This is a genomic window from Arthrobacter sp. AL12 (genome assembly GCF_029960645.1).
In the GTDB taxonomy this organism is placed as follows: domain Bacteria; phylum Actinomycetota; class Actinomycetes; order Actinomycetales; family Micrococcaceae; genus Arthrobacter.
In genome coordinates this window covers 33,441-46,966 of the sequence record NZ_JASBQY010000007.1, presented here as the reverse complement: position 1 = coordinate 46,966, position 13,526 = coordinate 33,441, and the positions used below count along the sequence as shown (strand labels likewise).

Genomic DNA, 13,526 nt, shown 5'->3' with positions numbered 1-13,526 from the left:
ACCTCGGCGCGCAGCGGGAGCGCGGGAAGGGGCGCCGGTCGTGGAAGGGTGGCGATGGGGCGCCACGTGGCGGGAGCGCGGGCCGGGCGGGAAGCGCGGAAGGGGGCGCGACGTGGCGGGCAAGCGCGGGCCGGGCGGGGCGGCGCGGGCGGGTGCTGCTAGAGGTCGCGGAGGGTGCGCAGGGCGGCGGCGGTGAGGACTTTGATTCCGAGGCCCAGGGCGCGCTCGTCCAGGATGTAGTCGCCGCGATGCAGGTCGTACTCCTCGCCGCCGGGGGTCTTGGTGCCCAGCCGCATCATGGCGCCGGGAAGGTCCGCGAGGAACCAGGCGAAATCCTCGCCGCCCATGGACTGCGGGGTCAGAACGACGGCTCCCTCGCCGATCTCGGCGCGGGCCGCGGCCTCGATCAGGGCGGTCTCGTGCTCGGAGTTCACCACGGGTGGCACGCCGCGGGTGTGCTCCAGATGGACGTCGACGCCGTACGGGGCGGCGATCTGCTGGATGACCTCGTCGAGGATCTCGCCGGCGTTGTGCCAGGCGTCCCGGTCCAGGCAGCGCATGGTGCCCGCCATGTAGCCGCTGGCCGGGATCGCGTTGGGGGCGGACCCGGCGGAGATGTGGCCCCAGACGACGGACACGCCGCTGCGGACATCAACGCGGCGGGAGAGCACGGCCGGGACGTTGACCGCGATCTGCGCCAGGGCGAAAACCAGTTCCTCGGTCAGGTGCGGGCGTGAAGTGTGGCCGCCGCGGCCGGTCAGTTCGATCTTGATCGTGTCAGAGGCGGAGGTGATGGCGCCGATCCGGGTGCCGATCTTCCCCACCTCGATTCGGGGGTCACAGTGCAGGGCGAAGATCCGCGGCACACCGTCGAGGACGCCCTGATCGATGCAGCTCTGGGCACCGCCGGGCATGGTTTCCTCGGCAGGCTGGAAGATGATCCGGACGGTACCGCGCAGCGGCGACTCCTCGTGCATCCGTTGCAGGACCAGGGCCGCGCCCAGCATCGTGGCGGTGTGGACATCGTGGCCGCAGGCGTGGGTGACGCCGTGGTGCTTCGAGGCGAACGGCAGGCCCGTCTCCTCGATGATCGGGAGGGCATCGATGTCCCCGCGCAGGGCGGTGGCGATCGGACCGTCGCCGATGTCCACGGTCAGGCCGGTGCCTTCGAGGCGGCGGGGCTTGAGCCCGGCTTCCTCCAGGCGCCTGGCGAGCTTGTCCGTGGTGCGGAACTCCTTGAAGGACAACTCCGGGTGCGCATGCAGGTCCCGGCGGAACGCGATCAGCTCCGGCAGCAGGGGCTCGAGCCATGGCCCCACCAATGTGGTGGGCTCAGCTTCAGTAGAGTAGTTACGCACGGAATAACTCTAGCGAGCACACATAAAATAGCGGCATCGCGTACGGCGCGTTACGGACTGGCGAACATTTTCCGGCCGCACCGGTAGGGGCGGAAGACCCTGGAGCGCGACGCCAACGAGAGCGCCGCAAGCTAGAGAACGTCGGTGTCGCCGCTGGCCTTGAGGGCGTCGACGGCCTGCTTCACGCGCTGCGAGTGCTCCTTGTGCATTACGAGCAGCGCGTCCGGGGTATCCACCACCACAACGTCCTTGATCCCGATCAGCGCGATCACGCGCTTGGTATCGGAGACCACGACGCCGCTCGCGTCCTCGGTGAAGACGCGGGCGCCCTCGCCGATCACGGTGACGTCCTTGACTTCCTTCGCGCTGTTGAGCCGGCCCACCGAGGCGAAGTCCCCGACGTCGTCCCACCGGAACGTGCCCGGAACGACGGCGACGTCGCCGGCGGCGGCGGCCGGTTCGGCCACAGCGTAGTCAATGGCGATCTTGGGCAGGGTGGGCCAGACGCGGGCCTGGACCTCGTCGCGCTGCGGGGTGTCCCAGGCCCTGGCGATTTCCTGCACGCCGGCGAAGAGTTCGGGCTGGTTGGCTTCGAGGTGCTTGAGCATCAGCGCGACAGGCGCCACGAACATCCCGGCATTCCAGACGTATTCGCCGCTGTCGAGGTACTCCTGGGCGACCTCTTCGCTGGGCTTCTCCACGAACTCGACGACGGCCTGGGCACTGGCGGCCCCGGCGACGCCAAGGTTCTTCCCGGCCCGGATGTAACCGAAGCCGGTGGACGGGTGGGTGGGCTTAATGCCGATCGTGACGATCTTCCCGGCCGCGGCCGCGTGGATGGCCTCCCTGACCGCGTCATGGAACAGCTCGTCCGGGCTGATCACCTGGTCCGCGGCGAAGGAGCCCATGATGGTGTCCGGGTCGCGCTCGTGCAGGATCGCTGCGGCCAGCCCGATGGCGGCACCGGAGTCCTTGGGCTCGCTCTCCAGCACCAGGTCGGCGTCGTCGATCTCCGGCAGCTGGCGGCAGACCGCGTCGCGGTGGGCCCTGCCGGTTACCACAAGCATGTGTTTGCCGGCGAGCGGTTCCAGCCGGTCGTACGTGGATCTCAGCAGGGTACTGCCCGAACCCGTAAGGTCGTGCAGGAACTTGGGGGCTGCTGCCCGCGACAGGGGCCAGAGGCGGGTCCCCACACCGCCTGCCGGAATCACGGCAATAAACCGGCGCAGGGCCGAATCGTTGAGTGAGTCCTGGCTTGTCGCTTTGTCTGTAGTCATCACGGCTACTTTAGCCGAACCTGCCGCACGAGTCCCCGCCCACACGCGGACACGGCGCTGACGCGTCGTCCCGGGGATGCGGTCCCGGCCCGGTGGCTGCACTGCCGGTCCGGTCCGGGAATGTGGCGTTCGTCTCAAAAGTGGACGAAAACCCCGCCGGGCGCCGTCACCAAGAGGTGGCTGAATTGAATAAGCTGTTAGCGAAGCCTAGATTTAGGCTTGAGCTTACGAGTGCTCTCGCAGCAGGCGTTCCCCCCGCGTGGATCCCATGCCAGCGCCGCTGTGTTGCAGGGAGGTTTATTCAGTGCCGACAAAACCAGCTGGCACCTTGTACCGCGGCCGTGAAGGCATGTGGTCCTGGGTTGGACATCGCATTACCGGCGTAGTGATCTTTTTCTTCTTGTTGGTCCACGTCCTGGACACCTCATTGGTGCGTGTGTCCCCGGAGGCCTACACCGCCGTGATCGGCGCCTACAAGAATCCCCTGATGGCCCTGGGTGAAACGGGTCTTGTCGCGGCGATCGTGTTCCACGCCTTCAACGGCCTGCGGATCATCGCCGTCGACTTCTGGAAGAAGGGCGCGAAGTACCAGCGCCAGATGCTGTGGGCGGTGCTCATTCTCTGGGCAGTCGTCATGGTGGGCTTCTCCATCCGCCACCTTTCCCTCGCCCTTGGAGGTCACTAGCCATGAGTGCAACTCAGATTGAGAGCCCGCGCAGCCCCAAGGCCGCTGCGAAGGTCGGCAGCAACCGGATTGCGCCGCAGTACCGCCGCAACGGCAGTTCCAAGGGGAACTTCGAAATGCTCGCATGGCTCTTCATGCGGCTCTCGGGCGTTGTCCTGGTTGTCCTGATCTTCGGGCACCTGACCGTCAACCTGCTGGTGGGCGAAGGCATCAAAGCGATCGACTTCGGTTTTGTGGCCGGCAAGTGGGCCGATCCGTTCTGGCAGATCTGGGACCTGGCCATGCTGTGGCTCGCCATGCTGCACGGCACCAACGGTGTCCGCACCATCATCAACGACTACGCCGAAAAGGACGCCACGCGTCTCTGGCTGAAGATCGTGCTGTACGCGGCCACCACCGCCATCATCATCCTGGGCACCCTGGTCATCTTCACGTTTGACCCGTGCCCCGTGGTCAACGGCGTCCAGCTGCCCGGCGGGTTCTGCCCCGCGCCGTAGCGGCGCAGCCCCAGCGGCACCCGATCCCTTGCCTGCCCGGTGCGGGCAAGGGATCTCCACGAGGTTTCACCGTCCTGGCTCCGCCGGCCGGTGTTGTTAGCGAATTTTGAGAGAAAGAGCGTCTGGTATGCAGGTCCATAAGTACGACGTCGTCATCGTCGGTGCCGGTGGCGCCGGGATGCGCGCGGCGATCGAATCAGGTCAGCGCGCCCGAACAGCGGTACTGACCAAGCTGTACCCCACCCGCTCCCACACCGGCGCGGCGCAGGGCGGCATGTGTGCGGCCCTGGCCAACGTCGAGGAAGACAACTGGGAGTGGCACACCTTCGACACCATCAAGGGCGGCGACTACCTGGTTGACCAGGACGCCGCCGAGGTGATGGCGAAGGAAGCGATCGACGCCGTCCTGGACCTGGAAAAGATGGGCCTGCCGTTCAACCGCACGCCCGAGGGCCGGATCGACCAGCGCCGTTTCGGCGGCCACACCCGCGACCACGGCAAGGCTCCGGTCCGCCGTGCCTGCTACGCCGCCGACCGCACCGGCCACATGATCCTGCAGACCCTCTACCAAAACTGCGTCAAGCACAACGTCGAGTTCTACAACGAGTACTACGTCCTTGACCTGCTCACGGTCGAGGAAGACGCCGTTCGCGAGGACGGCACGCCGTACAAGCAGAAGCGCGTGGCCGGCGTCGTGTCCTACGACCTCGCCTCCGGCGAGCTGCACGTCTTCCAGGCCAAGTCCGTGGTGTTCGCCACCGGCGGCGCCGGCAAGGTCTTCAAAACCACGTCCAACGCCCACACCCTCACCGGTGACGGCATGGGCATCGCGTTCCGCCGCGGCATCCCGCTGGAGGACATGGAGTTTTACCAGTTCCACCCGACAGGCCTCGCCGGCCTGGGCATCCTCCTCTCCGAGGCCGCCCGTGGCGAAGGCGCGATCCTGCGCAACTCCGAGGGTGAGCGCTTCATGGAGCGCTACGCCCCGACCATCAAGGACCTCGCCCCCCGCGACATCGTGGCCCGTTCCATGGCCAACGAGGTCCGTGAGGGACGCGGCTGCGGCCCGAACAAGGACTACGTCCTGCTGGACCTGACGCACCTGGAGCCGGCGCACATCGACGCCAAACTGCCGGACATCACGGAGTTCGCCCGCACCTACCTCGGGGTCGAGCCGTACACGGAGCCGGTACCGGTCTTCCCGACGGCGCACTACGCCATGGGCGGCATCCCCACCAACATCACCGCGGAGGTCCTCCAGGACAACGACACCGTCGTCCCGGGCCTCTACGCCGCCGGTGAGGTTGCCTGCGTCTCCGTGCACGGCTCCAACCGGCTGGGCACCAACTCGCTGCTGGACATCAACGTCTTCGGCAAGCGCGCCGGCATTGCCGCCGCGGAGTACGCCAAGACCGCCGAGTTCGTGGAGCTCCCCGTCGACCCGGAGGCCTACACGCTGGACCTGCTGGACCACGTCCGCACCTCCGACGGCACCGAGAAGGTCGCTGCGATCCGCAAGGAACTGCAGGACACCATGGATGCCAACATGCAGGTGTTCCGCACCGCCGAGACGCTGAACCAGGTCCTGACGGACATCGCCTCCTTCGAGGAGCGGTACCAGCGCATCAGCGTCCAGGACAAGGGCAAGCGCTTCAACCTGGACCTCCTGGAGGCCGTGGAGCTGGGCTTCCTGCTGGAGCTCGCCAAGGTCATGACCGTGGCGGCCCTGCACCGCGAGGAATCCCGCGGCGGCCACTTCCGCGAGGACTTCCCCGAGCGCGACGACGAAAAATTCATGAAGCACTCCATGGCGTACAAGGATGAGCATGCCCCGGCGGATGGCGGTGCGGAAACCGCAGAAACCACAGCGGGCATCCGCCTTGCCACCAAACCGGTGGTCTTTACGCGCTACGAGCCGATGGTGAGGAAGTACTAAGATGACCGCTGAACTTGCTGAGCCAGCCTCCAAGATCGAACTGCCCGCCCACATCGGTGGCGGCGGTGACATCCCGTCCTTCGACGTCCACCTCCGAGTGCGCCGCTACAACCCGGAGGTCTCCGACGAGTCCACCTGGGATGACTTCCACGTGACCATGTACGGCACGGACCGTGTCCTCGACGCCCTGCACAAGGTCAAGTGGGAAATCGACGGCAGCGTCTCCTTCCGCCGTTCCTGTGCGCACGGTGTCTGCGGTTCCGATGCCATGCGCATCAACGGCCGCAACCGCCTCGCCTGCAAGACCCTGCTGAAGGACCTGGACACGTCCAAGCCCATCACGGTCGAGCCGATCAAGGGCCTTCCGGTGGAGAAGGACCTGATCGTGGACATGGAGCCGTTCTTCCAGTCCTTCCGCGAGGTCATGCCGTTCCTGATCAACCGCGGCCACGAGCCCACGAAGGAACGCCTGCAGTCCGCCGAGGACCGCGAACGCTTCGACGACACCACCAAGTGCATCCTTTGCGCCGCGTGCACCTCGTCCTGCCCGGTGTTCTGGACCGACGGGCAGTACTTCGGCCCGGCGGCGATCGTCAACGCGCACCGCTTCATCTTCGATTCCCGTGATGATGCCGGCGACATGCGCCTGGAGATCCTCAACGACAAGGAAGGCGTGTGGCGCTGCCGCACCACCTTCAACTGCACCGAGGCATGCCCCCGCGGCATCCAGGTCACGCAGGCCATCGCCGAGGTCAAGCAGGCCATCCTTTCCCGCAAGATCTAGCACCTGGCTCCCCAGAACCTGGAGAGCCAGAAGCTAGAGAATCACGACGACGGCGCCTCTCACCTTTCGGGTGGGGGCGCCGTCGTCGTAGTCCGCCCGAACGAAAGGTTCAACGTGTCCCGCTCCGAAAAAGTCTCCTTCCAGGGTTCCACCGGCGAACTCCTCTCCGGCATCGTCGACGTCCCCGAGGGGCCGGTGAAGGGCTGGGGCGTGTTCTCGCACGGCTTCACGCTGGGCAAGGACAGCCCCTCGGCCTCGCGGATGTGCAAGGCGCTGGCGGACAACGGGGTGGGCATGCTCCGCTTCGACAACCTTGGCCTCGGCGAATCCGCCGGGCTCTGGTCGGAGGGCTCCTTCAGCCACAAGGTGGCGGACACCGTGAAGGCCGCCGAATTCATGCGCGACTCCGGCCGGCCGGTCTCACTGCTCGTGGGCCACTCCTTCGGCGGCGCCGCCGTGCTGGCGGCCACGCAGGAGATCCCGGAGCTCGACGCCGTCGCCACCGTGGGCGCGCCGTTCTCACCCAAGCATGTGGCCCACGTCTTTGACGCCGCCCTTGACCGGATCCTCAGCGAGGGCAGCGCCGAGGTGGACCTGGGCGGCAAGCGGGTGGAGATCCGCCGGCACTTCGTGGAGGACCTGGAGAAAGCCGACCTGACGGACTGCATCCGGCGGCTGGGAAAGCCTCTGCTGGTGCTGCACTCCCCCACCGACAACACGGTCGGCATCGAGAACGCCAGCACCATCTTCCAGACGGCACGGCACCCGCGCAGCTTCGTGTCGCTCGAGGGCAGCGATCACCTGCTGACGGCCAAGGGCCAGGCGGCCCGCGCCGCCAAGATTATTTCAGCCTGGGCCGACCAGTACCTCGACGCCACCGCGTAGTCACGGCCGGGCGGGGGCTCTCCCCGGACTCCACGGGCGTCTTGCCCGGCTGGACCCGGCGGGCGCCCCACCCGGTCTTTTTGCCGTCCGGCGCCAGCCTAAGGTCCTTCTCCCGGATCGCCACCCACGCGGCGCAGACCAGGTACACCTGGCTGACCAGGTTGAACCAGATCAGCAGGCCGATGATGATTGCGAAGGGCGCCAGGATGGGGTTCCGTCCGGCGCTGGCCAGCAGCTGGGTGCTGAAGATCTGCAGCACGGTGGTGCCCACCGCGGCCAGGATGGTTCCCTCCAGGAGCGACCGGCGGGCCAGCTTCAGCCCCGCGGCCACCCGGAACATGATCAGGGCGGTCCCCCAGCCGAGCAGCAGCGGCACGAGGATCGTGACCGAGGTCGTCAGGGGCCCGGCCAGCAGCGGATCGAGGTTCAGGGTCGCGGCGACCCAGCCCGCCGCCGTGCCGAACACCAGCGAGGCGGCCGCGCTGGTCACCAGCGCCGCGCCGAGCAGCAGCAGGGTGCCGGCGTCGCGCAGTATCTGCAGGACCGGGTTCATCCCCCGAGGGCCGAGCTGCATCATGCCCCGCACGCCGTCGCGGATGCCGCTGATCCAGCCCAGGGCGGTGAAGACTGTTACGGCGGCGGCGATCACGGCGGCCCAGCCGAGGCTGGCGGGGTTCAGCAGCGCGTACGGGTCGACCAGCCCCTCGCTGCCGTTGACCTGCAGAAGGCCGGGCGCGGTCATGGCCACGCTCCTGATGATCTGATCCAGCAGCGCGGGCTGTCCGCTCAGGAAGAGACCTGCCAGGGCGAATCCGGTGGCCAGCAGACCGGTGACGGAGAAGAACATCCTGAACCCGATGCCGGCACTCATCAGCGGGCCGTGCTGGAGGTTGTAGTGCTGGAAGGCGCGGAGGGGACGGACGGTGTTGAGCCGGGCAAGCAGCCACGGCACCGTCGCCAGCAGCGACGCCATCCGGCCTCCGCCGGAGCGTCGGACCTTTCCCCATTCAACCCGCTTCCGGATGACTTCCAGTTTCAGCCGGGCCAGCTCGGTGGGAAGCGGCGGGTCAGTGGGTGCCTGCTGCACCGTCCTCGCCTCGGTCGTTGTCAGATTCGGTCCCAAAGTCAAGCTCTTCCCGTAGCTGCCAAATGCCGTTGTCGTCGTGCTCGTAGAGTCCCATGCTAACCACAGGGAACGTGGCCCTGTAATCCTTGAGCGCCGTTTCGGCCTCATCGAGGCTCTCGGGGGCGACGTCGTGGGCGACGGTGACGTGCGGGTGGTACGCAAACGGCAGTTCACGCTCCAGCGGTCCGGCCTGCAGCTGCTGGTGCAGGCTGACGCAGTCCCCGAAGCCGTCCTCAACATTGAGGAAGACCACGGGAGACACCGGCCGGAAGGACCCCGTCCCGGCGATGGTCACGTTGAAGGGCTCCTGTTTGCTGGCAACGTCACGCACATGGTTGCGCGTGGCTTCCCAGTCCTGGGTCATGGTGGTGGTCACCAGCGTGATGTGGGCGGGGATGATGCCGGCCATGGGGTCACCGAAGGACGCCCGCCAGCGCTGGAGCTCCTCGGCGATTTCCGCCGGGAACCCCAGGATCACGCCGATACTGATGCCTTCGCTGCGCTGTCCGTCGCCCGCGGCGTCCTGGATCTCTCGGGCCGTGCTGCTGCCGGCACGCGCCGTGGTGCCGGCCGGCGCGTTAGCGGTGACTTTGCTGACGGAGGACATTGCGCTAGCGGACTCCCTGGGTTCCGGCGTAGGGCAGGAACCCCACCTTGGAGTAGACGTCGCGCAGGGTGACGGAGGCGATCTCGCGGGCCTTGTCGGCGCCGAGCGCCAGCAGCCGGTCAAGCTCCGCGGGGTTGTCCAGGAGTTCGTTGGCCCGGGCCCGGATGGGCGTCAGGCGCTCCGCCACAACCTCGGCGAGGTCGACCTTGAGGTGGCCGTACATTTTGCCCTGATAGGCGGCGACGAGGGACTCCACACTCTGCCCGGTGATCGCCGAGTAGATGGTCAGGAGATTGGAGACCCCGGGCTTGGCCTCGCGGTCGAAGCGGATCTCCGTCTCCGCGTCCGTCACCGCGGATTTGATCCGCTTGGCGATGACCTTGGGATCGTCCAGGAGGTTGATCAGCCCGGCCGGGGATTCCGCCGACTTGGACATCTTGGCGGTCGGGTTCTGCAGATCATAGATTTTCGCCGATTCCTTCTGGATAAAAGGCGCCGGAACGTTAAAGGTCTCGCCGAAGCGGGAGTTGAAGCGCTGGGCCAGGTCGCGGCTGAGCTCCACGTGCTGCCGCTGGTCTTCACCCACCGGCACGCCGTGAGGCTGGTAGAGCAGGATGTCCGCGGCCTGCAGGACCGGGTAGGTGAACAGGCCAACGCTGGCCTGGTCCGAACCGTGCCGGGAGGCCTTGTCCTTGAACTGGGTCATCCGGGAGGCCTCACCGAAGCCGGTGATGCAGTTCAGGACCCAGGCCAGCTGGGCGTGCTCGGGCACCTGGGACTGGACAAAGAGCGTGCACTTGTCCACATCCACGCCGCCGGCAATGTACTGCGCGGCCGTGACCCGGGTGCGGTGGGCCAGTTCGGCCGGATCCTGCGGAACCGTGATCGCGTGCAGGTCCGGGATGAAGAAGATGGCGTCAAACTCATCCTGCATCCGGACCCAGTTCACCAGGGCGCCAAGGTAATTGCCCAGGTGCAGGGAATCCGCCGAAGGCTGCATGCCCGAGAGGATGCGCTGCCGGACCCCCAGAGGGACAGCAGAGGCGGGGACGGCGGAGGCAGCCGTGGCTGTGGCGGTTTCGGCGGTGGTGGTGGTGGTTTCGGCGTCAGCGCCGTTGACCGGGGTCACAGTGGAAGGAGAAGTCATTCGTGGGAGCCTTAAGACTAGAGCCGGTAGTCCACTACCAGCGGGGCGTGGTCGGAGAAGCGTGTGTCCCAGGACGGTGCCCGGTCAACAACGGCTGACACGGCCGCAGCGGCGAGAGCGGGCGTGGCCATCTGGTAGTCGATGCGCCAGCCGGTGTCGTTGTCGAAGGCCTGTCCCCGTTGCGACCACCAGGTGTAGGGGCCATCGACGGTGCCCGCCAGGCCCCGGTGAACGTCCCTCCAGCCGATATCCTCGCCAAAGAAACGGTCGAAGTAGGCCCGCTCCTCCGGCAGGAAGCCGGCACGTTTGACGTTGCCCTTCCAGTTCCTGATGTCCAGTTCCGTGTGGCCGACATTGAGGTCGCCCACCACGAGGGCGTGGTCGCTGTGCTTGGCCAGCTCGGGAAGCCGGTCGCCCATCACATCGAGGAAGCGGAACTTGTCGTCCTGCTTCGGGGTGCCCGCCTCGCCGGAGTGCACATAGGCGCTGGCGACGGTCAGCTGCGAGGCCTCCCCCGCCGAGTTGCGGACTATATAGTCGGCCTCGACCCAGCGGCCGGCGGTGGCGAAGTAGTCATCGCCGATGCCTGCCCGGGTCTGCAGGGGTTCGGTCCGGGAGGCGATGGCGACGCCGGCGCGGCCCTTGGCCTCAGCTTCCGCATGCAGGATGTACCAGCCCCCGCCGAGCAGCTCGCGGACGATCGCGTCCGGCGCGCGGACCTCCTGCAGGCAGAGGATGTCCACTTCGCGGGGCTCCAGCCATTCCGCCATGCCGTTCCGGTAGGCGGCACGGAGGCCATTGACGTTGACTGATGCGATGCGAAGGTTGTCCTTCTTCAATGCCGAACTCACCCGATCCACTCTAGTCGACAATGGTTCCGGCGACAGGTTCGTCGGTGCCGGAGGACTTGATCATGTCCCGCGCGTTCGTGGCGGTGATCTCAATGGTCTCAAGCGCCCGGCGGATCGTTTCCTGGTCCGAGGCGGCACCCTTCGCCTGCTCCTGCTCGACGACGCGGACCTGCACCTGGACAATCTTGAACGAGTGGTCGAGTTTCAGGTCCCGGACCTCGTCGGCTTCGCGGCGGACCTGCACGAGGCGGGTGCCGCCATGGTCGACACTGCCCGACGACGGTGCCCGGCCGGCGGCCGCGTTGAAGGCGTTCTGCGCTTCGGTGAGCTTCGCCCCGGCCTTCCGGGCTGCCTTCTGGATGCTGAGGACCACGAAGGAGGCCAGCGCGAGCCAGAAGCCGGCGATGATCGCCACGATCCAGCCGACGACGTCGTTCTGGTTCGCGGCAAAGATGACCGCGACAACGAAGGCGATGATAAACACCATCATGCCGGGCCCGCTGATGCGCAGCATGGAGAACTTGCCGGTGGCGGTGTTGTACGCGGACGGCTTGGAAGACTCGGAGTTGCCCAGAGATTGCATGAGCCCATTATCGCAAACCCCCGCATCGGCCCGGGCCGCTTCCACCCGGGGCGAACGGGGCGTCCGCGCCGGCGTCGCCCCCGGGCCCTATTTGAGGAACAACCGGCGCAGCCTGCTCGTGGTGAGCAGCACGCCGAGGGCGATCATCACGAGGTAATAGCCGATGTGCACCGCCGTCGCCGGGGTGAAGATGCCCACGCTGATCTGCCGGAGCAATTCCACGCCATGCCACAGCGGCATGGCCTGGATGAGCCACTGGATGTACTGCGGGTAGACGCTGAGCGGGTAAAAGGTGGCGCTGAACAGGAACATCGGCAGCATCGCGAAGTTGATCCAGTCCATCTGCTGGAACGTCTTCATGAAGCTGGTGATGCCCATGCCGAAACTCGCGAAGCCGAAGGCGATCAGCACCGCTGCCGGGATCATCAGGATGGCCCACGGCGTGGTGATCAGCCCCATCACGGCCATCACGGCGGTGAACCCCGTGGCGTACATCAAGCCCCGCAGCAGGGCCAGGAAGATCTCCCCCATGGCGACGTCGATCGGGCCCAGGGAGGTGTAGAGCATGCCCTGGTAAAGCTTGGAAAAGTTCATCTTGAAGAACACGTTCCAGGTCGAGTCGTAGACCGCGCCGTTCATCGCGGACACGGCCAGCAGGGCCGGGGCGATGTAGGCGGCGTAGGAAATCTCCCCGCCTCCCGGCCCCGGCACGGAGCCGACGATGGCGCCCAGGCCGACGCCCATCGCGATCAGGTACAGCACGGGCTCGAAGAAGCCGGAGAGCATGACCATCCAGTTGCTGCTCTTGGTAGCCATCAGACCGCGGGCAACGACGGCACGGACGTTCCGGGAGTACAGCGGCCCGAACTTCCGGTTGCGCGCCGCCTCGGCGTCGCTGTGGCGGGTGGTGACGGCGCTCATCCGGCCATCCTCTTGATGAACTGCCGCTTGGTCAGGACCCAGCCAACCACCGTGAGGACCAGCAGGAAGACGAAGTGCGCGATGGTCAGCAGCGGGGGCTCCTGGTATCCATAGCTGAAAACCCGGCCCAGCTCGGTGCCGTGCCAGATCGGGGAGATCCAGCCGATCCAGCGCACGGTCAGCGGCAGGGTGTCCAGCGGGAAGAAGGTCCCGGAAAACAGGAACAGCGGCATCACGATGAAGCGCATCACCATGGCGAACTGGCCCTTGTCCTGCGTGACCGACGCGGCGTAGGCCATCAACGGCAGCCCGAAGGCCAAACCGGTGAGGGTGGCGACCAGGATCGACACCCACCCCCAGGCGCTCGGCGACGCCCCGAACAGCGCCACCACCACGAAGTAGATCGCGGACTGCAGCAGGAAGCGCACCGTGACGGCGATGATCTGCCCCAGCGCGATCTGCTGGGGCGTCAGCGGCGAGGCGTGCGGCCCGTAGTAGATCCGGCGCCACTTGAAGCCGTCCATCACGGGGAAAGTCAGCTCGCTGGCCGCCGCCATGACGGCGGCGGAGACCAGCAGCGCCGGCGCGATGAAGGTCAGGTAGCTAACCCCGCCGAAGCCGGCGTCGCTGCTGGTGTCGACCAGCGTCGCCAGCCCCACGCCCATCGCGAAGAGATAGGCGACGGGCTGCCCGACGCCGTACATCACGATGGTCCAGCCGTAGCTCTTCATCACGCGGAGGACGTGTTCAGCGAAGTAGAGCGACCCCCAGCGCCTGGCCCGGGCCGCAGAGACCTCCGGCGGATGGGCGCGCAGGCCGGGAGCCGCCGTCGCGCCCGTCACCCCGGACACCTGCCCCGGTGCTGCCGC

The 13,526-nt window shown here is 66.9% G+C and carries 14 protein-coding genes; 5 read left to right on the top strand and 9 right to left on the bottom strand.

Annotated features, from left to right (window positions below):
* Positions 1 to 158: 158 nt before the first annotated feature.
* Positions 159 to 1,358, bottom strand: a complete 1,200-nt coding sequence (locus tag QK291_RS09880; protein WP_282381285.1) for an amidohydrolase — start codon at positions 1,356 to 1,358, stop codon at positions 159 to 161.
* A gap of 131 nt (positions 1,359 to 1,489) precedes the next feature.
* Positions 1,490 to 2,635, bottom strand: coding sequence for a sugar phosphate nucleotidyltransferase (locus QK291_RS09875; protein WP_282381283.1), 1,146 nt, complete (start codon positions 2,633 to 2,635; stop codon positions 1,490 to 1,492).
* 304 nt (positions 2,636 to 2,939) lie between these two features.
* Here QK291_RS09875 and sdhC point away from each other — a divergent pair, with 304 nt between their 5' ends.
* The 5 genes from sdhC (at position 2,940) to QK291_RS09850 (ending at position 7,422) form a co-directional block, all read left to right on the top strand.
* Entirely contained in the window at positions 2,940 to 3,320 is a 381-nt protein-coding gene (gene sdhC, locus QK291_RS09870; protein WP_144674233.1) for a succinate dehydrogenase, cytochrome b556 subunit, read from the top strand.
* Between the two features lie 2 nt (positions 3,321 to 3,322).
* Positions 3,323 to 3,817, top strand: coding sequence for a succinate dehydrogenase hydrophobic membrane anchor subunit (locus tag QK291_RS09865; protein WP_282381277.1), 495 nt, complete (start codon positions 3,323 to 3,325; stop codon positions 3,815 to 3,817).
* Positions 3,818 to 3,944: 127 nt separating this feature from the next.
* Positions 3,945 to 5,753, top strand: a complete 1,809-nt coding sequence (gene sdhA, locus QK291_RS09860) for a succinate dehydrogenase flavoprotein subunit (protein ID WP_282381276.1) — start codon at positions 3,945 to 3,947, stop codon at positions 5,751 to 5,753.
* Position 5,754: 1 nt separating this feature from the next.
* The gene (locus QK291_RS09855; RefSeq protein ID WP_226774031.1) at positions 5,755 to 6,537 is read left to right on the top strand and encodes a succinate dehydrogenase iron-sulfur subunit; all 783 of its coding nucleotides are present in this window, start codon (positions 5,755 to 5,757) and stop codon (positions 6,535 to 6,537) included.
* Positions 6,538 to 6,651: 114 nt separating this feature from the next.
* The gene (locus QK291_RS09850) at positions 6,652 to 7,422 is read left to right on the top strand and encodes an alpha/beta hydrolase (protein WP_282381275.1); all 771 of its coding nucleotides are present in this window, start codon (positions 6,652 to 6,654) and stop codon (positions 7,420 to 7,422) included.
* Here QK291_RS09850 and QK291_RS09845 read toward each other — a convergent pair.
* The 7 genes from QK291_RS09845 to QK291_RS09815 form a co-directional block, all read right to left on the bottom strand.
* Positions 7,379 to 8,395: a YihY/virulence factor BrkB family protein gene (locus QK291_RS09845; RefSeq protein WP_282381484.1), complete on the bottom strand. Its 1,017-nt coding sequence runs from the start codon at positions 8,393 to 8,395 to the stop codon at positions 7,379 to 7,381. The two genes, QK291_RS09850 and QK291_RS09845, sit on opposite strands and share 44 nt — an antisense overlap.
* Before the next feature lie 94 nt (positions 8,396 to 8,489).
* Complete coding sequence (locus QK291_RS09840; RefSeq protein ID WP_282381274.1) at positions 8,490 to 9,155, bottom strand: 2'-5' RNA ligase family protein; 666 nt, start codon at positions 9,153 to 9,155, stop codon at positions 8,490 to 8,492.
* A gap of 4 nt (positions 9,156 to 9,159) precedes the next feature.
* Positions 9,160 to 10,302, bottom strand: coding sequence for a tryptophan--tRNA ligase (gene trpS, locus QK291_RS09835; RefSeq protein ID WP_282381273.1), 1,143 nt, complete (start codon positions 10,300 to 10,302; stop codon positions 9,160 to 9,162).
* A 17-nt stretch (positions 10,303 to 10,319) separates the two neighbouring features.
* Complete coding sequence (locus QK291_RS09830) at positions 10,320 to 11,153, bottom strand: exodeoxyribonuclease III (protein ID WP_282381272.1); 834 nt, start codon at positions 11,151 to 11,153, stop codon at positions 10,320 to 10,322.
* Positions 11,154 to 11,163: 10 nt separating this feature from the next.
* Entirely contained in the window at positions 11,164 to 11,736 is a 573-nt protein-coding gene (locus QK291_RS09825) for a hypothetical protein (protein WP_282381270.1), read from the bottom strand.
* Positions 11,737 to 11,823: 87 nt separating this feature from the next.
* Positions 11,824 to 12,657 carry an ABC transporter permease gene (locus QK291_RS09820; protein WP_282381268.1) on the bottom strand — a complete coding sequence of 278 codons (834 nt, stop codon included), beginning with the start codon at positions 12,655 to 12,657 and terminating at the stop codon, positions 11,824 to 11,826.
* Complete coding sequence (locus QK291_RS09815; RefSeq protein WP_282381482.1) at positions 12,654 to 13,508, bottom strand: ABC transporter permease; 855 nt, start codon at positions 13,506 to 13,508, stop codon at positions 12,654 to 12,656. Before QK291_RS09815 ends, QK291_RS09820 begins: the two co-directional genes overlap by 4 nt.
* Positions 13,509 to 13,526 lie beyond the last annotated feature (18 nt).

Bases quoted from the DNA above. Each gene is read 5' to 3' on its own strand.
- QK291_RS09825 (WP_282381270.1), bottom strand. From the start codon at position 11,736: ATGCAATCTCTGGGCAACTCCGAGTCTTCCAAGCCGTCCGCGTACAAC.
- QK291_RS09845 (WP_282381484.1), bottom strand. From the start codon at position 8,395: ATGGCGTCGCTGCTGGCGACGGTGCCGTGGCTGCTTGCCCGGCTCAAC.
- trpS (WP_282381273.1), bottom strand. From the start codon at position 10,302: ATGACTTCTCCTTCCACTGTGACCCCGGTCAACGGCGCTGACGCCGAA.
- QK291_RS09875 (WP_282381283.1), bottom strand. From the start codon at position 2,635: ATGACTACAGACAAAGCGACAAGCCAGGACTCACTCAACGATTCGGCC.
- sdhA (WP_282381276.1), top strand. From the start codon at position 3,945: ATGCAGGTCCATAAGTACGACGTCGTCATCGTCGGTGCCGGTGGCGCC.
- QK291_RS09820 (WP_282381268.1), bottom strand. From the start codon at position 12,657: ATGAGCGCCGTCACCACCCGCCACAGCGACGCCGAGGCGGCGCGCAAC.
- QK291_RS09840 (WP_282381274.1), bottom strand. From the start codon at position 9,155: ATGTCCTCCGTCAGCAAAGTCACCGCTAACGCGCCGGCCGGCACCACG.
- QK291_RS09855 (WP_226774031.1), top strand. From the start codon at position 5,755: ATGACCGCTGAACTTGCTGAGCCAGCCTCCAAGATCGAACTGCCCGCC.
- QK291_RS09865 (WP_282381277.1), top strand. From the start codon at position 3,323: ATGAGTGCAACTCAGATTGAGAGCCCGCGCAGCCCCAAGGCCGCTGCG.